The following is a 19,679-nucleotide window of genomic DNA, read 5'->3' as shown; positions in this document are numbered from 1 at the left end:
CTTCAATTCCGATAATCTGGCCGCATTCTACTAAACGTTTTGTTACTTCAATATCTTCTCGGCTCGGCGCCGGATCTCCTGAGGGATGGTTATGAAGACATATTATAGAGGCTGCTGCACGACGGAATGCTTCTTTAAAAACTTCCCTCGGATGCACAATCGACGTATTTAAACTTCCAATAAAAATCGTTTGCCTATGTATAACTTGATTTTTCGTATTCAAATATAAACACACAAAATGCTCCTGCTGTAAAAAACGCATCTCTTCCATCATATAACTCGCACAATCTTCCGGGCTTCGAATGCTATATCTATTTCGATATTCTAAACGAACCATTCTTCTCCCTAATTCAAAAGCAGCCATAAGTTGCGATGCTTTTACGATTCCAACACCATGAATGCTTATTAGCTCTTCTAATGTCGCGTCTTTCAACATTCGTAAACCATCAAAATGGTGTAAAATTTTATCTGATAACGTTAAAACTGTATCTTCTTTAGAACCTGTTCTGAGTAATACTGCAAGAAGCTCTCGATTCGATAAACTTCCTGCTCCTTCTAATAATAAACGCTCCCGTGGCTGTTCCTCTTTCACAACATCACGAATACCGTTCATTTCTTCACCTCTTTTTTATTAGTTCTCTCAAAGAAAACCCCATGCAATTTTACGCATGGGTTACATCGCTACCAAACTGTTTTAATTCACGAACAAGACGTGCAATTGGCAAGCCTACTACACTATAATAATCCCCTTGAATGTGCTGAACAAAAATAGATCCTTTCCCTTGGATCCCATAACTTCCTGCTTTATCAAGTGGTTCCTTCGATGCAACATATGCGTCAATTTCCTCTTCTGTTAATTCCCAAAATGTAACTTCTGTACGCTCGTAAAAAGTGACTGTTTTGTCTTTTGATATAATCGCAACACCAGTATATACTTCATGTGTTTTCCCTGATAATAATCGTAACATTTCTTTCGCCTCAGCCTCATTAGACGGCTTTCCAAGAATACGTGACTCATATGTAACAATTGTATCTGCACCTAACACAATATCATCACTATAATTTTCTGCTACGGCAGATGCTTTTTGTAAAGCAAGCGACATAACAATATCAGAAGGTGATGAATATGCACCAATCGTCTCATCTACTTCACTAACAACAACTTCAAATGGCACATCAGCCAATTCAAGCAGCTCCTTCCTCCGAGGTGATCCTGAAGCTAAAATAATTTTTTTCATGTTTTCTCCTTCCTTTCTCATATGAAGCAGAACAATTCCTATCAATCGTATCAAAAGAATAGTTTCCCCACAAATTAGAGAAATATCATTTTCTCTAAACAAAATAATAATTTTTTTAATACGATTATACTCTGCCCACAAAGAAAGCATTTTGCTCTAAATTCAAAAGAAAAGAAAGAAGTGTACGTACTTCTTTCTCCTTCATCTCATTATCTTATTATTTTACTTTTTGTGAAACCATTTTTTCGTACGAAAGTAACCCATCAATAATAACTTGATTTAATTTATCTACAGATTCCTTATCGCTCTTTCCTTCCTTAATCGTTTGCATAGCCACAGATATATACGTATAAAGCTTCTTCGCATCTTCACGCTTCATACTTTTCCCTTCCTTTTCAATCGCTTTCCATTCTTTTTCAATCGCTCCTATATCTGTTGCATTACTTTTCCCACTAACTTGTACGCTGGAAGCATATTTTGCTAAATGAGTATATAATGGCTGTACTTTTGTTAAAAACGCTCCTATTTCTTTATCATCTTTAAGTAACACTTTATCTGTTATATCCCAGTTCTTTTTCAAAACGGAGACACCCTCGTTTTTATACTGAGTTATTAATTGATTTACGGCCTGTTCATCGCTCGCAATCCCAACGACTAATGCATACTTATCACCGCTCGGTTTCAAAGCTGCAACGCCTCCATTACCTTTCCATTCTTCAAGGGCGGCCTGTCCCTTTTCTTCAGAAGAATAAATCCCTCCTTGAACAAAAAATAAATTCATCGGATCTAATGACGTTCCTACCTGTGCTTTTTTGTTTCCCTCTTTTGGTGCTGGTGTTTGTTCTGCCGTTCCACCCACCTTTGATTCTTCATTCGAAGTCTGCTTCGAAGTTGTTACTTCGCTTCCTCCTGTCGCACCTTGTCCAGTGACATGAAGCATTCCCATTCCCAACGCCGTACCAATAATAATCGCAGTTGCAACGATTGCAATTAACGTATTGCTCCACTTCTTTCGTTTTTTTTCCGTAGACATTAATTTCGCTTTTTGAAACGGAACAACGTTTTTGGGTCTTTCACTTTCTACTACCATCCATTCAAACTCATCTTTCTTCTTTTCTTCATACTTCGCTTCTGTTCCATTTACTTTCACTGAGATCGTTCGTGATTGCTTGTCCATACACTCACACCTCACCTCTTATCGTTGTCCGCATCATATCATATTCATTTCACAAAAAAACGAGATATTTGTCAGAGGAATTCGCCAAATTACCCTATATAATTATCTTATATGTATGCATTTGACTTCATTTGTAGAACAAAAAACTAGATAGCAAATACTATCTAGTTTTTTTCGCAAATATATTTTCGAACTTCAGAAATGAAATATAGAGAACCAGTTATGATGAAGACATCATTTTTTCCTATCATTTCAATCTTCTTATCAATTGCCTCTTTCCAATCTTCAAAAATTAATTTTGATTCTTTTTGCGAATACGATGCAAGTTTGTCAGCAGAAATGGCACGATCAAAGGCAAATGTCGTAAATATTATTTCATCAGCAACTTCTTCTAATTGCCCTACCATGTTATGTAACTGTTTGTCACCAAGAGCAGTAAATAAAACTATTACATTTTTATCTTTGTAATGTGCCTCTACTGTTTTCACAAGACTTTCAATACCCTCTGGATTATGAGCACCGTCTATTATAATATCTGGATTATTTTGTAACTTTTCAAATCGACCAATCCAGTATGCTTCTTGTAATCCAGCTTTCATTTCCTCTTCATTAATTAAAAATGATAAATATGTTTTTAAATACATTACTGCCATAAGCGCTACTGTAGCATTGCCTACTTGATGAATACCTTTCATTGAAATCCGAACATCTTTAAATGAGGCGAATGGACAAGCAAAATCAAAATGTTCCCCATCTTCATTAGAATGTTTATGTAGTGATGTAAATTGTTTGCCAAGTTCATATACGTTTGCATGATTTTCCTTCGCAACCTTTTGAATGACTTGCAATGCTTCTTCATCTTGTACACCAGTAATTACTGGAACACCTGACTTAATAATCCCTGCCTTTTCATATGCAATTTCTCCTAGTGTATCCCCTAAAATATGCATATGATCGTGACCGATATTCGTAATAATCGTGAGAACAGGATGAATAACATTTGTAGAATCAAACCTTCCCCCAAGCCCTGTTTCAAATAAAACAACATCACAGAAATTAACTTTACCGAAATAACAAATTGCCATAACAGTAATAATTTCAAACTCAGTTGCTTCTCCTAAATCCGTCTCGTCTAGTTTTTCAACGACTGGCTTTACCATCTTTACAAGTTCCGCAATCTCTTCATCTGCAATTGGCGTTCCGTTCACACTAATACGCTCATTAAATGTTTCAATGTAAGGAGAGGTAAATGTTCCAACCTTATATTTTGCGCCTTCTAGCATGTAGCGCATATACGTTAAAGTTGAACCTTTTCCATTTGTACCAGCAAGATGAACACATTTTATATGACGCTCTGGATTTCCGAGCTCTTCTAACATCCATTGCATTCTTTCTAGTCCTGGTTTTATCCCAAATTTCAATCGGCTATGAATCCATCCTATCGCTTCTTCATATGTATGTGTCACGTATGTTATTCCCCTTTCAAAAGACAACCTTCATACTTCTATTATACGCAAAGAAAAGAGACTCACCAATATAGTGAGTCTCTGAAAAAATATTTTATTTCTCAAGATCCGCTAGACGTTGACGAACTGCTTCACGTTTTTCTAGGTAATCTTGCTCTTTCGCACGCTCTCCGTCAATAACTTCTGCAGGAGCTTTCGCTACGAATCCTTGGTTTGAAAGTTTCTTCTGTACACGTTCTACTTCTTTATCGAACTTCTCAAGTTCTTTTTCAAGACGCGCTTTCTCTTCATCAAGATTGATAAGATCAGCTAATGGTAAGAATAACTCTGCACCTGATACGATTGCAGTCATCGCTTTTTCTGGCGCTTGTAAATCAATCTTAATTGTTAATTCACTTGGGTTACAGAAACGCTCAATGTAAGAACTGTTTTTCGTAAGCTGAGCTAGTACTGCCTCATCTTTTGCTTTAATTTGCATTTGAACTTTTTTGCTCATTGGCGTATTTACTTCCGCACGAATGTTACGAACAGAGCGAATGATATCAACTAGAAGGTGCATTTCTGCTGCCGCCTCTTTATCTTGTAAATCTTCGCGAACTGTTGGCCAAGCTGCTACTGTAATAGACTCGCCTTCATGCGGTAAATGCTGCCAGATTTTCTCTGTTACGAATGGCATGAATGGGTGTAATAGACGCATTGTTTGGTCTAATACGTAAGCTAAAATAGAACGAGTTGTTTTCTTAGCTGCCTCATCTTCACCGTATAGTGGCAGTTTCGCCATCTCAATGTACCAGTCACAGAAATCATCCCAAATGAAGTTGTATAATGAACGACCAGCTTCACCGAACTCATATTTATCCATGTTACGTGTTACACTTTCGATTGTTTCGTTTAATCGAGTTAAAATCCACTTATCTGCAACTGATTTTTCACCAGTTAAATCGATTTCTTCATACTTCATGTCATCCATGTTCATTAATACGAAACGTGATGCGTTCCAAATTTTATTAATGAAGTTCCAAGTAGATTCTACTTTCTCCATGCTAAAGCGTAAATCTTGACCTGGTGCACTTCCTGTTGATAAGAAATAGCGCATTGCATCTGCACCGTACTTCTCGATAACATCCATTGGGTCAATACCGTTACCAAGAGATTTACTCATTTTACGTCCTTGCTCATCACGAACTAAACCGTGAATTAATACATCTTTAAATGGACGCTCTCCTGTAAACTCTAAACCTTGGAAAATCATACGAGATACCCAGAAGAAGATAATATCATAACCAGTTACTAGTGCATCTGTTGAATAGTAACGTTTAAAGTCTGCTGAATCTTCATCCGGCCAGCCAAGTGTTGAGAACGGCCATAACGCTGAACTGAACCATGTATCAAGTACGTCGTTATCTTGATTCCAGTTTTCAATATCTGCTGGTGCTTCTGTACCTACGTATACTTCACCAGTTTCTTTATGATACCAAGCTGGAATGCGGTGACCCCACCATAATTGACGAGAAATACACCAGTCATGAATGTTTTCCATCCAGCGTAAGTATGTGTTTTCAAAACGTTCTGGTACGAACGTTACTTTTTCTTCTTCTTTTTGTTGAAGCTCTACTGCTTTTTCAGCAAGTGGAGCCATTTTTACGAACCATTGTGTTGATAAGTAAGGCTCAACAACTGCACCGCTACGCTCACTATGACCTACTGAGTGCATATGAGGCTCGATTTCTACTAATACGCCAGCTTCTTGTAAGTCTTTCACTAATGCTTTACGGCATTCAAAGCGATCCATACCGTTATACTTACCAGCTTTTTCATTCATCGTTCCATCTTCGTTCATTACTAAGATGCGTGGTAAGTCATGACGGTTACCTACTTCAAAGTCATTCGGGTCATGAGCTGGTGTAATTTTTACAACACCTGTTCCAAAGTCTTTTTCTACGTACTCATCAGCAATAATCGGAATCTCACGGCCTACGATTGGAAGTGTAACTGTTTTACCGATTAAGTGTTTGTAACGATCATCTTCTGGATGAACTGCTACTGCTGTATCACCAAGCATTGTTTCTGGACGAGTAGTTGCAAGACGAATATGACCTGAACCGTCTGTTAACGGATAGTTCATATGGTAGAATGCACCTTGAACTTCTTTATGAATTACTTCAATATCAGAAAGAGCCGTGCGTGTTGCTGGGTCCCAGTTGATAATATATTCACCGCGGTAAATTAAGCCTTTTTCGTATAATTGAACGAATACTTTATTAACCGCATCAGATAAACCTTCATCTAATGTGAAACGTTCACGAGAATAGTCTAGTCCTAAACCAACTTTCCCCCATTGTTGACGAATGTGAGAAGCGTACTCTTCTTTCCATTCCCAAGCTTTTTCAAGGAATTTCTCACGGCCAAGATCGTAACGTGAAATACCTTCTTCACGAAGTTTCCCTTCTACTTTCGCTTGTGTTGCGATACCAGCATGGTCCATTCCTGGAAGCCACAGTACATCGTAACCTTGCATACGCTTCGTACGAGTTAAAATATCTTGAAGAGTTGTATCCCAAGCGTGACCTAAGTGTAACTTACCAGTTACGTTCGGAGGTGGAATTACAATTGTATACGGTTGTTTCTTCTCGTCTCCTGTTGCTTCGAAATATTTGCCTTCAAGCCACCATTGGTAAAGGCCTTCTTCAACGGACATATGATCATATTTAGTTGGTAAATTCTTTTCCGTGTTTGACATTATTTTCCCTCCTTAAAATAAAAAATGTCCCTCATCCAAAAAAGGACGAGGGACATCGCGGTACCACCTTTATTTACAAACAAATTCAGAATTTGCTTATACTCTTAATTTGATAACGGACAAATCCGTCTTTTCCTAATGAGAACTATTCCGTTCAGAAAAGATGCTCCAGGGCTACCTTCTAACATAACTATCTAGAGAATCTCCCAGCTAATGATTCTCCTCTCTGAAGACGTTTCATGTCATACTCTTCCCCTTCAATGCATTTATATGATTGTTAATTATTATATACAATAGTGTAAAAAACGAAACCTTATTCGTCAAGATAAATTTGAAACTACGGCTTTTATCTCTTTATGGAACTAATAAAAAAGATAAGCAGGGTTCTCCCTACTTATCTTCTTCATCCGTTCCCTTGCTGGGCAGCTTGTAATTGCGAAAGGAAATATTCTGTATTGCTAACGAGCCAATGCGATTGCTGCAAACTTTTCACCCCGCGGAGCTCATTTTCTTCATTACGACTCTTTCTTCTTTTCGTATACGACTGAATTTGCCGAATAAAATGCGACGGATACGTCATATATGCAAACATAAGAAGCTGCTCCTCTTTCGTAAACGGGAAATTTTTTTGATACATTTGATACCATTCAAAGCGGTCACTCCGTGCAATTGGATATGTGTTTAAAGACCGAGAATAAAAACCTACTATATCTTGCACAGGCGTTGCAAACTGCGATTTTTCTAAACTAATAAAATAGCCGTTTCGCTCATAATCAAATAAAAAATGATTAAGCGATACATTCCCATGAACGAAAGTAGTACGTGTTGTTTCCTTTTCTTTCATCGCATCATGCCATTCATTTAATTGCTTTGTTGCGAACTCGCGAGCTCTCATAACATGGTGATAATACGTACAATATTGTAATTCAAACGGAGACATATACCACTTCGCTTCAGATTCTACAAGAAACTCTTCTAACATCTCACCATCATTTTCCCAACGGTCGGATATATTTGTATAATGTTTTTCTAATTCTTCTTCTGTATACGTCTCCTCTTTCACCGTTTTTTGATGCAACGTTCCGAGCGTCTGAAACATTTTGTGATATTGATCGTTATCCTCACCGTTTCCTTCCGCACGTTCTAACCAAGGCATTAAATAATAACTATATGTCCCATCACTTAAGACATAATTTCCGTCCGTCGCATGATAAATAGGTACATAATTCGAAAAACCTTTCTCTTTCAAATATTGAATGTGATGCAAAAAATTATTCCGCTCTAATTTTCTATCTTGTATTTTCTTTAACGCATACGGACCTTGATTCGTATAAATTTTCATTACACTTCCGTGCTCTTCCATATGCTGCGTATCCAATCTATATTGCCTAACAATGGGTTCATAGCGATTTCGTAATTCAATATCCATACGAATGACCCTTTCTTATTCAAAACATAACTTTTAGGAAAAGAAAAGAGGTGAGTGAAAAAAACCACTCACTTATTTCGCCTTTGCTTTTGAAACAGGAATATATATAATTTGCCCTGTAGTTAAATATATATCTTCTGATTGATTTACACGATATAAATTTTGCACAGACGTTTCATAACGTTCTGCAACAGATTCGATTGTATCCCCTTCTTGCACAAAATACATTCTTAACTTTGTAAATTCTTCTTCCGGTTCTTTCGTAAATATTTTTGTTAAATAAAGCGCATTTTCATCTCGCTGTGAGTACGCTTCTTCTTCTTGTTCCTCCTGCTTTTTCGCTTTTTCTTTCTTGAAATCTTTTCGTCCGAACAATTCAAATTGTGGAGTTGCTTCTTTCTCCTCTTCACGCTCCACAAATTCATGTTCTTCTATTTCCTCTTCCTCTAATTTCTGCTCTTTTCTTTCTTCTAGTTGGAACGGTTCAAATGCGTAATCTTCCCACTCATCCGATTCCTTATAGACTGGTTCTTCTACATGCGTTGCAGGTCTATTTTCATCCTCTTCAGCTGGCTCATCTTCTAACTCAGCATACACCGTTTCTTCCTCTTCATCCTCGATTCTTTCTTCATCACATAAACCTGTAATAGATATATCCGCTAACAATTGTAAGCAACCATTTTCCTTTAATTCATAATCAAATTCCTCAATTGATACATATAATTCTTCAATGACTTTCACTCGATTTCTTGGAATTGATATTTCAAGCGGAAAGGAATGGACAAGCTCATTAACCCCGTCTTCCCTTGTTTCTACATAATCAATTGCCTTTGCTGGTGATAGCTCTCTTAATGAATAAGCTGAATCATCTTGCCTTGCAACATACTCTCCCGTTAAATCTAACTGCCCTCTCACGATAACTTCATGATCAAGCTCTTCTATCTCAACGTCTGGATCTAACGAAATTGACAAAAGTTCTTCGACTTCCTGTCCTTTTTGGAACCAAACAGATTCTTTTAATGAAAATCGTAATGAATGATCTGTTGTCACTTCTTTTCCCCCTCCCAAACTATATGTCATTACAGATTTATGTATGGAAAGCCTACTTTATGAATAAAAAAAATCGCTCCCCTTATGGAGAGCGATTTTCTTTATTAAATTAAGCTTTTAATTTTGACATTGCAATTTCAGCCGCTGCAATCGTCGCTTCAATATCTGCATCACTATGTGCTGTCGATAAGAATAAACCTTCGAATTGAGATGGTGGTAAGAATACACCTTGTTCTACCATTTCACGATAGTAAGCCGCAAAGAATTCTAAGTTTGAAGATTTTGCTGCATCGTAATTAATAACCTGCTCATCTGTGAAGAAAATACCAATCATAGAACCAGCACGGTTAATATAATGCGGAATGCCATGTTTTTCAGCCGCTTTACGTAAGCCAACTTCTAACATTTCAGCTTTACGCTCAAATTCTACATATGATTCTGGCGTTAATTGTACTAACGTTTCATAACCTGCTGCCATCGCAAGCGGGTTACCTGATAAAGTACCAGCTTGGTAAATCGGCCCGCTTGGCGCAACTTGGCGCATAATTTCTGCTTTACCACCGTATGCTCCTACTGGTAAGCCACCACCGATTACTTTACCTAAACAAGTTAAATCAGGTGTTACACCGTAATAACCTTGTCCACAATTATAAGCAACTCGGAATCCTGTCATTACTTCATCAAAAATAAGCAATGAACCGTTTTGCTCTGTTACTTCACGAAGGCCTTCTAAAAATCCAGGTTGTGGAGGAACAACACCCATATTGCCCGCTACTGGTTCTACAATTACACAAGCAATATCATCACCGAATTGTTCAAAAGCGTATTTCACACTTTCTAAATCGTTATAAGCTACTGTAATCGTATTTTTCGCTACCCCTTCTGGTACACCAGGGCTATCTGGTAAACCTAGCGTCGCCACACCAGAGCCTGCTTTAATTAATAACGAATCGCCATGACCATGGTAACAACCAATGAATTTCAAAATTTTGTTACAGCCTGTATAACCACGAGCTAAACGTAGTGCACTCATTGTTGCTTCTGTTCCAGAGTTAACCATACGTACAATCTCAATTGATGGTACGCGCTCAATAACAAGTTTTGCTAATTTATTTTCAATTTCTGTTGGTGCACCGAAGCTTGTACCTCTTTCAGCAACAGCTTTTAAAGCTTCCACAACACGATCATTTGCATGGCCATGAATTAAAGGACCCCATGATAATACGTAATCGATGTATTCATTTCCATCGATATCATATACTTTAGAACCTTTTCCACGCTCCATAAACAACGGATTCATACCGACAGATTTAAAGGCACGAACAGGGCTATTTACGCCACCAGGCATTAAGTCTTGTGCCTCTTCAAACGCCGCAATCGACTTATCAAACTTTTTCATTATTTAGCGCCTCCTTCTTGTAACCATCTTGCTGCATCTTTTGCATGATACGTAATAATTAAATCTGCTCCTGCACGTTTCATGCTAATTAATTTTTCAAGTACAACTTCTTTTTCATTAATCCAACCATTTTGCGCCGCCGCTTTAATCATTGAATATTCACCGCTTACGTTATAAGCAACGACTGGTAAATTAAAGTTTTTTTTCACATCACGAACGATATCTAAGTAAGAAAGAGCTGGCTTTACAATTAAGAAATCTGCCCCTTCCATTACATCTGATTCTGCTTCACGGAACGCTTCCATACGGTTCGCTGGGTCCATCTGATATGTTTTGCGATCACCAAATTGTGGTGCACCGTGCGCCGCATCACGGAATGGTCCGTAAAATGCTGATGAATATTTCACAGCGTACGACATAACTGGCACATGACCAAAACCATTTTCATCTAATGCATGGCGAATTGCTGTTACGAATCCGTCCATCATGTTTGACGGCGCAATAATGTCCGCTCCTGCTTTTGCTTGGCTTACAGCTGTTTTCGCAAGAACTGCAAGAGACTCGTCATTTAAAATAATACCATCTTCAATCACACCGCAATGACCATGGCTTGTGAATTGACATAAACATGTATCCGCAACTACTACTAGCTCAGGGAAATCACCTTTAATTTGCTTAATTGCACGTTGCACAATTCCATGATCACAATATGCTGATGATCCAACTTCATCCTTTTCAGCAGGTAAACCAAATACAATAACAGAACGAATACCTAAGTCAACAACCTCTTGCATTTCAGCTTGCAATAAATCTAAAGACATTTGATATACGCCTGGCATAGAAGGAACTTCATTACGAACATTTTCACCTTCTAATACAAAAATAGGGTAAATAAAGTCTTCCGTATGTAAAAACGTTTCACGCACAAGCGCACGCAAATTACCGCTTTGTCTTAAGCGACGATGACGATTAAATTGTAAAGAATTCATAGATTTCTATCCCCATTCTTTTATTTTGATTATGCATGTAAAATAGATTCACAAATGCATTGTATTAACGATTCTATTGTGTATTCTTCTGGCACGATAACTTCTGAGAAATAACTTCTTGCCTCTTTCGCTGTTATCGGTCCTATACAAGCAATTGTACATTTTTTTGTCCATTCTCTCCAGTTTGTACCCTCAAGTAAACGGACAAAACTATTAACAGTTGAAGGGCTCGTAAATGTAATAATGTCTACTTTCCCAAACTTCAACGCTGTTATCAGTTCTTGTTTTTTCTCTACATTTTCTTTCGTACCGTATACGATTAGCTCCTCTAGAGAAACACCCATTTCCCGGAGTTTAACTGGGATAACATCTCTTGCTAAATTCCCTTTCGGAAATAAAATACATTCGTTTCCACTTAGTTTTTTTACAAACTCTTCTGCAAATACTTCTGCAACAAATGCAGTGGGAACAAAATCTACTTGATAGCCTCGCTTTTCTAACTCTAACTTTGTTTTCACGCCTACTGCAGCAATTTTAATCGTTCCGGGGAGCTTCTTTCTCAAACTATCTAGAAAAAAAGCTACACCATTTTTACTCGTAAACATAACCCAGTCATACGAATGTAGCTGCCCTGCTATATGTTGAATTTGCCTATGAGACATACCTTCCATACGCAAAAGCGGAATTTCCAATGGAATTCCGCTCCTTTCTTTCACTGCTACACTCATTTGTTTCGCTTGGTGCTGGGCACGTGTAATCAATACCGTTTTGCCAGCGAGAGCGTTCATATTTATTGTTGCCCCTTATTCGCAGCAAGGATGAGCTCTTTTGCTCCTTGTTTAATTAAACGATCCGCAGCCTCTAATCCTACTTCCTTTGGATCAGTACCTACTACTGTCTCTTTTAATAAAACAGAACCGTCCATAGAACCAACAAGCGCTGTTAATTCGATTGCATCATCTTCTTTAAGAGTTGCATATCCAGCGATTGGAACTTGGCATCCACCTTCAAGTTTGTGAAGAAATACTCGTTCAGCAGCCACTGTTCTTTCTGTTACTGCATCATTAATATGTGCTAACAACTGAAGTAAATCCTTATCGTCCTCACGACATTCAATCGCTAATGCACCTTGTCCTACAGCTGGTACACATAACGTTTCATCTAAATGTTCTGTAATAACTTCATCGTCCCAGCCCATTCTCTGTAATCCAGCTGTCGCTAAAATAATTGCATCGTAATCTTCATCTTTTAACTTACGTAAGCGTGTATCGATATTTCCGCGGATCCACTTCACTTGTAAATCTGGTCTCGCAGCTAGTAGTTGTGCACTACGTCTCAAACTACTCGTCCCTAAGATTGCACCTTTTGCTAAGTCTTTAAACGATTCTCCGTTTTTAGAAATAAAAGCGTCACGAGGGTCAACGCGCTTTGGTGTACAACCAATCGTTAATCCATCTGGAAGTACAGCCGGCATATCTTTCATACTATGTACAGCCATATCAATTTCCTTCGTAAGTAACGCGTGTTCAATTTCCTTTACAAATAAACCTTTTCCGCCTACTTTTGAAAGAGTAACATCTAAAATAACATCACCTTTTGTGACGATTTCTTTCACTTCAAATTCATATGGTAAACCAAGCGCTTTTAATTGATCGATAAACCAATTTGTTTGTGTTAATGCTAGCTTACTCTTTCGTGAACCTACAATAATTTTGCGCATAATTCTCTCTCCTCATTATAAATACCAAAAGTGGAAATTAGATAAACTACTTAATAGAAAAATGTTAACTAGCATTACGAGAAATGCCCCGATATTCCACAGCACAATTTTCTTACCTTGCAACACATCTGCCGCTCGTAAATATAAGCCCGCACAATATGTAAATAGAACGACAAAAGACCCGATTACTTTCGTATCATACCAATGGAAATTATCCAATTTTGTATATCCCCATATGCATCCTAATATAATTGCTAATAAGAAAAACGGAACAGAAAATAAATTTAATCCGTAAGACATAGATTCAAGCTTCGGCAAATTTCCTAACCTTCTTAATCTCGCATTCCATTTTTTCTTTTTTAATAGCCGATATTGCAATAAATACATAATAGAAAAAATGAACGATACAGTAAACGTTGCATAAGAAATAATCGCCATACCGACATGCACGTATACAAGCTCTGAAACTAATTGCTCTGCAAGTACTGGCGACATCTTTCCGAGCGGTGTAAAAATAGAAAAAGCGCTTACGCCAAATGCTACAACATTTGTAAAAAAGACTAAAAAGTCAATGCGCATAAATCGATTAATGACTAATGACATCGTAATCAATAACCAAACATAAAAATAAATCCCTGACAATAAAGTTAAAATAGGATTCGTTTCTGAATCTGTAGCCCTAAGCAACATAAAGATAGACTGCAATACCCATACAATCGCAAGTAACCAAAAAGCAAATCGGTTCGCCTTTCGGTTACTTTGGAAATAATCTATAAAATATAAACTAATGCTACAAGCATATAAAATAATTGCAATATGATAAATAATACTGTTATTTAAAAAACTCATCCGATCATCCTTCCAAATTATAAAGATGGAACGGATGGTGTCCACACTCTTTTATGTTCTACTTCTTCCGTATTTCCCGCTTCTTCTACTTCTAAATCAAAAATCTTCGCAAATAAGGCTAATTTTTCGCTTGCTCCCTCTTCAGCAGCTAGTTCTTTCGCTACTAAAATTGGGTCTTTTAGCAATTGATTAATAATACTTTTCGTATGTTTACTAATTACCTTTTTCTCACGATCACTAAGATTTGGTATTTTTCGTTCAAGGCTTTCCATCGTATCACTTTGAATTGCTAGCGCTTTATCACGTAGAGCCGATATTAACGGTACAACACCAAGCGTACTTAACCACGTTTTAAATAAAACCATTTCCTCTTCAATCATAAATTGAATTTTCTCTGCTTCCTTCAAACGCTCGGCACGGTTTGCTTCCACTACACCTTGCAGATCATCAATGTCATATAAGAAAGAGCCTTCTAATTCATCAATCGCAGGATCAATATCACGCGGTACTGCAATATCAACCATAAATAACGGACGACCAGAGCGCATTTTCTCCACTTTCGTCATCATCTCTTTCGTAATGACATATTCTGATGCACCCGTCGAACTAATTAAAATATCAGCTTCCAATAATGCACATTGCAATTCACTTAAAGGCTTTGCATGTCCCATATATTTCTCAGCCATTACTTCTGCTTTCGAAAGCGTTCTATTCATAACTGTTACTTTACGAGCACCGCTTCCATATAAATTTTGCAGAGCAAGTTCACCCATCTTACCAGCACCAAGAATAAGTACATGACAATCTGTTAACTCACCAAATATTTTCCTTCCAAGTTCAACAGCGGCATAACTAACAGACATCGCACTTTCACCAATCGTTGTCTCTGAGTGCGCACGTTTCGCTAACGTAACCACTTGCTTAAACAACTCATTAAAAATTGTGCCTGTCGTTTTTACTTGCTGCGCTTCTAAAAAGCTATCTTTTATTTGGCCTAAAATCTGTGTTTCTCCAACTACCATAGAATCTAAACCGCACGTTACGCGGAATAAATGATCTATTGCACCATCTTGTTCAAAAATAGTTAAGTATGGTGCGACTTCGTCTATTTCAAGCTGAAACCAATCAGCTAAAAACTTCTTAATATAATACCGTCCCGTGTGTAATTGATCGACGACAGCGTAAATCTCAGTGCGATTACAAGTTGATACAATGACATTTTCTAGCACGCTCTTTTGATTTTGTAATGTAGTCATTGCTTGCTCTAGCTCTGCTGCCTGAAATGTGAGTTTCTCACGAAATTCTACAGGGGCTGTTCGATAATTTACACTAACAACAAGAATATGCACGCAGCACGTCCCCCTTCACCCGTTTTATCACTTTATCTACTATCATAATACAACTTTCCTCTTATGAATCTGACAATCGTGTGAACAACCGATTATTTTTTATTTATTCTCCGTATGTTAACGAAGGAGATTCAGTATAACTAATAAAAAGCTTTCTACTTTATAATGATTATAAATTAATAACTCTATTTGTACGTTACCAAAAAAAGTCCTCATAATCAAGTGATGGAAACTATTCCATATTAATTATAACATCATCTTTTCTATCTTCTTTCATCATGAAGGAAAATATGTATGATTGTTCCAAAATATAGTACTCACTTTCTCAATGCAATGTATTTGACATCGTATTTCTTTTTCGTTATATTGATTTTACAAAATTAAATTGTGCACAATTTAAAAGAGAGGTGTTGCTGATGAAAGAAGATTCTTTGCAACTAGATAACCAACTTTGTTTTTCTATTTACGCTTGTTCAAGAGAAGTTACCCGTTTTTATCGGCCCTATTTAGAAGAAATGGGCATTACGTATCCCCAGTACATTACGTTACTCGTACTATGGGAGCAAGACGGACTAACAGTAAAAGAAATTGGCGAACGCCTATTTTTAGATTCCGGCACTTTAACACCCATGTTAAAACGCATGGAATCATTAAAACTTGTAAAACGTGTTCGTTCAAAAGAAGACGAGCGAAAAGTTTGTATTGAATTAACAGAACAAGGCAAGGATTTAAAAGAAAAGGCTTGTTCATTACCGACAACGATGGCTACAAATTTAGGAATTACAGAGCAAGAATATCGTTCTTTATTAATTCAATTAAATAAACTAATTGAAACAATGAAAACCATTAATGATAGAAAAGGGGAATAAACATGGATAAATTATATACTGCTTCAGTAACAGCAACAGGTGGAAGAAACGGGAAAGTAGTTTCAGATGATGGCATATTAAACCTTGATGTAAAAATGCCGAAAGCACTAGGTGGTGCAGGCGGAGAGGCAACAAATCCAGAACAACTATTTGCTGCTGGTTATGCAGCTTGCTTTGATAGCGCATTACAACTTGTCATTCGTACAAAACGTGTGAAAGTGGAAAGTACAGAAGTAACTGCTCACGTTTCTATCGGAAAAGATACAGATGGTGGTTTCGGTCTATCTGCTGTACTTGATGTACATGTCGCTGGCGTTTCACATAGTGAAGCACAAGAACTTGTAGAAGCTGCTCACGGGGTGTGTCCGTACTCTAAAGCAACACGAGGGAATATTGAAGTAACATTAAACGTACGCTAAAAGTGTATAAAGAAAAAAACGCGCGACATTCGTCACGCGTTTTTTGTTTTTGTCATTTTATGAATTGCTTTCCATGCCTCTTCTTTTCCAAGTCCTGTTTCAGAAGAGAATAGAACGATTTCATCGCCAATTTCAACAGCAAGCGTTTCTTTTACAACTTTTAAATGCTTTTGCCATTTCCCTTTCGGAATTTTATCGGCTTTCGTTGCAATAATAATTGTTGGGATTTCATAATGCTTTAAGAAATCATACATCATCACGTCATCTTTTGTTGGTTGGTGACGTAAATCAACTACTAATACAGCTGCGTCTAATTGCTCACGTGTTGTAAAGTACGTTTCAATCATCTTGCCCCATGCCGCGCGCTCCGTTTTAGATACTTTCGCATATCCATAGCCTGGAACGTCAACAAAATGCATCATTTCATTGATTAAGAAAAAGTTCAGTGTTTGCGTTTTTCCTGGTTTAGAAGAAATACGTACTAACTTTTTACGATTTAAAATTTTATTAATGAAGGAAGACTTCCCGACATTTGAACGACCTGCTAATGCAATTTCTGGTAAATCACTGTCTGGATATTGTTCTGGTTTAACAGCACTAATTACAATATCTGCTTTTGTTACTTTCATTGTTTCACTCCTACTAATGCGTGCTCCAATACTTCATCTAAATGAGATGCAAGCACAAACGTAAGGTTTTCTTTTACGCTCTCTGGAATATCATCTAAATCTTTCTCGTTTTCTGCTGGCAAAATAATTTTTGTTAAGCCTGCGCGGTGAGCACTTAATGTTTTTTCTTTTAAACCACCAATTGGTAATACACGACCACGAAGTGTAATTTCACCTGTCATACCTACTTCTTTACTTACAGGAATACCTGTTAGTGCCGAAATAAGTGCCGTTGCCATCGTAATACCTGCTGACGGTCCATCTTTTGGAACTGCTCCTTCTGGAACATGAATATGAATATCATTTTTCTCATGGAAATTCGGATCGATCTGCAGCTCTTCTGCACGAGAACGAATATAACTAAACGCTGCTTGTGCTGATTCTTTCATAACATCCCCAAGTTTCCCTGTTAAAATTAATTTCCCTTTACCTGGCGCTACAGACACTTCAATAGCAAGTGTATCACCACCAGCTGCTGTGTAGGCTAAACCAGTCGCCATACCAACTTGGTCTGTCTTCTCAGCTTGTCCGTAACGGAATATGTGCTTGCCAAGTAAATCAACAACATTTTTCTCCGTTACAACAATTCGCTTGCGTTCTTCTGTAACAATGATTTTTGCTGCTTTACGACAAACTTTTGCAATTTGACGCTCTAGTGTACGAACACCAGCCTCACGTGTATAATAACGAATAATTTCAAGAAGCGCTTCATCACGTACTTGTAAATTACCTTTTCGTAAGCCATGCTCTTTTAATTGTTTCGGCAGTAAATGTTCACGAGCAATGTGTACCTTTTCAAGTTCTGTATAGCCAGCAATCGAAATGATTTCCATACGGTCAAGCAGCGGACCTGGAATACTTGAAAGTGTATTAGCAGTTGCTACAAACATAACTTTCGATAGATCATATGGCTCTTCAATGTAATGATCACTAAAGTTATGGTTTTGTTCTGGATCTAACACTTCAAGTAATGCTGCTGATGGATCTCCACGGAAATCGTTAGACATTTTATCAATCTCATCTAATAAGAAGACTGGATTAACTGTTTTCGCCTTTTTCATACCTTGAATAATGCGTCCTGGCATTGCTCCAACATACGTACGGCGGTGACCACGAATTTCAGACTCATCACGTACACCGCCAAGGGATACACGGACAAAGTTACGATTCAATGATGTTGCGATAGAACGAGCTAACGAAGTTTTTCCGACCCCAGGAGGTCCTACTAAACAAAGAATAGGGCCTTTTAATGAGTTAGTCAATTTTTGTACAGCTAAATATTCAAGCACTCGCTCTTTTACTTTTTCAAGGCCGTAATGATCTTTATTTAAAATCTCTTCAGAATGAACAAGATCAATCATATCCTCTGTCGCTTCTGTCCACGGAAGGGCTAATAACCAGTCAATATAATTGCGAATAACACCGCTCTCCGCAGAACTTGCTGGTAACTTTTCATAACGATCTAATTCTTTCAGCGCAGCCTTCGTTGTTTCTTCAGGCATTCCTGACTGTTCAATTTTCTCACGAAGTTCTTCAACTTCCCCGCCCTTACCTTCTTTATCACCAAGTTCTGTTTGAATCGCCTTCATTTGCTCACGTAAGAAATATTCTTTTTGTGTGCGCTCCATTGAACGTTTCACTTTTTGTCCAATTTTCTTTTCTAGGCTAAGCAACTCTTGTTCATCTTGAATAATTGAAATAAGTGTATGTAGTCGTTCTTTTGCAGATACAATCTCTAAAATCTCTTGTTTCTGCTTCGTTTTAATCGGCAAGTGAGAAGCAATTAAATCAGCTAGTCTTCCCGGTTCTTCTACATCAGCTACCGTTGCAAATGTTTCATTTGAAACTTTTTTCGAAACTTTAATATATTGTTCGAAATGCTCCAGTAACGTACGCATAAGAGCTTTCTCTTCTAAATCATCTTCCACTTCTTCCGTTACCGTTTTAATAGAAACTTGCACTACATTTTCTTCTTCGATAAACTCTACTACTTCTGCTCTATGTAAACCTTCCACAAGGACACGAAGCGTACCGTTCGGCAATTTAAGCATCTGCTTCACTTTCGCCACTGTACCTACACTATATATGTCATCTTCTTTCGGATCATCGATATTCATTTCTTTTTGCATTGCTAAAAAGATGATATTTTCATCCATTGCCGCCTGCTCTAGTGCTTGTATCGATTTATCACGTCCTACATCAAGATGCAGAACCATCGTTGGATATACGAGAACGCCTCTTAATGGTAGGAGGGGCACAATTCTTTCGTTCGTATTCATACTAGACATAGCACCTCCATAATAAATTAAACTCCTGT

17 protein-coding genes and 1 other annotated feature are annotated in these 19,679 nt (G+C 37.6%); of the genes, 2 read left to right on the top strand and 15 right to left on the bottom strand.

Annotation, left to right across the window (positions count from 1 at the left end; translation table 11 throughout):
• The 13 genes from radC to hemA form a co-directional block, all read right to left on the bottom strand.
• Nucleotides 1-613: RadC family protein (gene radC / locus CDB3_RS28310; RefSeq protein ID WP_142263497.1), on the bottom strand; the 613-nt coding region annotated here is incomplete at its 3' end.
• Nucleotides 614-662: 49 nt separating this feature from the next.
• Complete coding sequence (locus CDB3_RS28305; protein ID WP_128856748.1) at nt 663-1,238, bottom strand: Maf family protein; 576 nt, start codon at nt 1,236-1,238, stop codon at nt 663-665.
• Nucleotides 1,239-1,455: 217 nt separating this feature from the next.
• Complete coding sequence (locus CDB3_RS28300; RefSeq protein WP_128856747.1) at nt 1,456-2,415, bottom strand: stage II sporulation protein B; 960 nt, start codon at nt 2,413-2,415, stop codon at nt 1,456-1,458.
• A 164-nt stretch (nt 2,416-2,579) separates the two neighbouring features.
• Entirely contained in the window at nt 2,580-3,881 is a 1,302-nt protein-coding gene (locus CDB3_RS28295; protein WP_128856746.1) for a bifunctional folylpolyglutamate synthase/dihydrofolate synthase, read from the bottom strand.
• Nucleotides 3,882-3,975: 94 nt separating this feature from the next.
• Nucleotides 3,976-6,621: a valine--tRNA ligase gene (locus CDB3_RS28290; RefSeq protein WP_128856745.1), complete on the bottom strand. Its 2,646-nt coding sequence runs from the start codon at nt 6,619-6,621 to the stop codon at nt 3,976-3,978.
• Nucleotides 6,622-6,659: 38 nt separating this feature from the next.
• Nucleotides 6,660-6,891, bottom strand: a binding site (T-box leader).
• A gap of 133 nt (nt 6,892-7,024) precedes the next feature.
• The gene (gene ysxE, locus CDB3_RS28285) at nt 7,025-8,050 is read right to left on the bottom strand and encodes a spore coat protein YsxE (protein WP_128856744.1); all 1,026 of its coding nucleotides are present in this window, start codon (nt 8,048-8,050) and stop codon (nt 7,025-7,027) included.
• Nucleotides 8,051-8,122: 72 nt separating this feature from the next.
• Entirely contained in the window at nt 8,123-9,130 is a 1,008-nt protein-coding gene (gene spoVID / locus CDB3_RS28280; protein WP_128856743.1) for a stage VI sporulation protein D, read from the bottom strand.
• Nucleotides 9,131-9,209: 79 nt separating this feature from the next.
• Complete coding sequence (gene hemL / locus CDB3_RS28275; protein ID WP_128856742.1) at nt 9,210-10,499, bottom strand: glutamate-1-semialdehyde 2,1-aminomutase; 1,290 nt, start codon at nt 10,497-10,499, stop codon at nt 9,210-9,212.
• Nucleotides 10,499-11,488, bottom strand: coding sequence for a porphobilinogen synthase (gene hemB / locus CDB3_RS28270; RefSeq protein WP_128856741.1), 990 nt, complete (start codon nt 11,486-11,488; stop codon nt 10,499-10,501). The genes hemL and hemB overlap by 1 nt, the downstream gene beginning before the upstream one ends.
• A gap of 29 nt (nt 11,489-11,517) precedes the next feature.
• Entirely contained in the window at nt 11,518-12,276 is a 759-nt protein-coding gene (gene hemD, locus CDB3_RS28265) for a uroporphyrinogen-III synthase (RefSeq protein ID WP_128856740.1), read from the bottom strand.
• A 2-nt stretch (nt 12,277-12,278) separates the two neighbouring features.
• Nucleotides 12,279-13,208, bottom strand: coding sequence for a hydroxymethylbilane synthase (gene hemC / locus CDB3_RS28260; RefSeq protein ID WP_097830551.1), 930 nt, complete (start codon nt 13,206-13,208; stop codon nt 12,279-12,281).
• A 15-nt stretch (nt 13,209-13,223) separates the two neighbouring features.
• Nucleotides 13,224-14,057, bottom strand: coding sequence for a cytochrome c biogenesis protein (locus CDB3_RS28255; protein ID WP_128856739.1), 834 nt, complete (start codon nt 14,055-14,057; stop codon nt 13,224-13,226).
• Between the two features lie 17 nt (nt 14,058-14,074).
• Complete coding sequence (gene hemA / locus CDB3_RS28250) at nt 14,075-15,406, bottom strand: glutamyl-tRNA reductase (RefSeq protein WP_128856738.1); 1,332 nt, start codon at nt 15,404-15,406, stop codon at nt 14,075-14,077.
• Between the two features lie 416 nt (nt 15,407-15,822).
• On the opposite strand from hemA, the gene CDB3_RS28245 reads away from it, so the two are divergent.
• Together CDB3_RS28245 and CDB3_RS28240 are read left to right on the top strand one after the other, a co-directional pair.
• Nucleotides 15,823-16,275: a MarR family winged helix-turn-helix transcriptional regulator gene (locus CDB3_RS28245; RefSeq protein ID WP_097830548.1), complete on the top strand. Its 453-nt coding sequence runs from the start codon at nt 15,823-15,825 to the stop codon at nt 16,273-16,275.
• A gap of 2 nt (nt 16,276-16,277) precedes the next feature.
• Nucleotides 16,278-16,694, top strand: a complete 417-nt coding sequence (locus tag CDB3_RS28240; RefSeq protein ID WP_000359781.1) for an organic hydroperoxide resistance protein — start codon at nt 16,278-16,280, stop codon at nt 16,692-16,694.
• A 32-nt stretch (nt 16,695-16,726) separates the two neighbouring features.
• On the opposite strand, the gene ysxC is transcribed toward CDB3_RS28240, so the two are convergent.
• Both ysxC and lon read right to left on the bottom strand, forming a co-directional pair.
• A complete protein-coding gene (ysxC, locus tag CDB3_RS28235; RefSeq protein WP_000869121.1) occupies nt 16,727-17,323 on the bottom strand; it encodes a ribosome biogenesis GTP-binding protein YsxC in 597 nt (198 codons plus the stop codon).
• Nucleotides 17,320-19,650: an endopeptidase La gene (gene lon, locus CDB3_RS28230; protein ID WP_128856737.1), complete on the bottom strand. Its 2,331-nt coding sequence runs from the start codon at nt 19,648-19,650 to the stop codon at nt 17,320-17,322. The genes ysxC and lon overlap by 4 nt, the downstream gene beginning before the upstream one ends.
• Nucleotides 19,651-19,679: the final 29 nt, after the last annotated feature.

Source organism: Bacillus sp. CDB3 (assembly GCF_002081505.1).
Taxonomy (GTDB): Bacteria; Bacillota; Bacilli; order Bacillales; family Bacillaceae_G; genus Bacillus_A; species Bacillus_A cereus_AT.
This window is presented reverse-complemented; position numbering and strand designations above follow the sequence as displayed.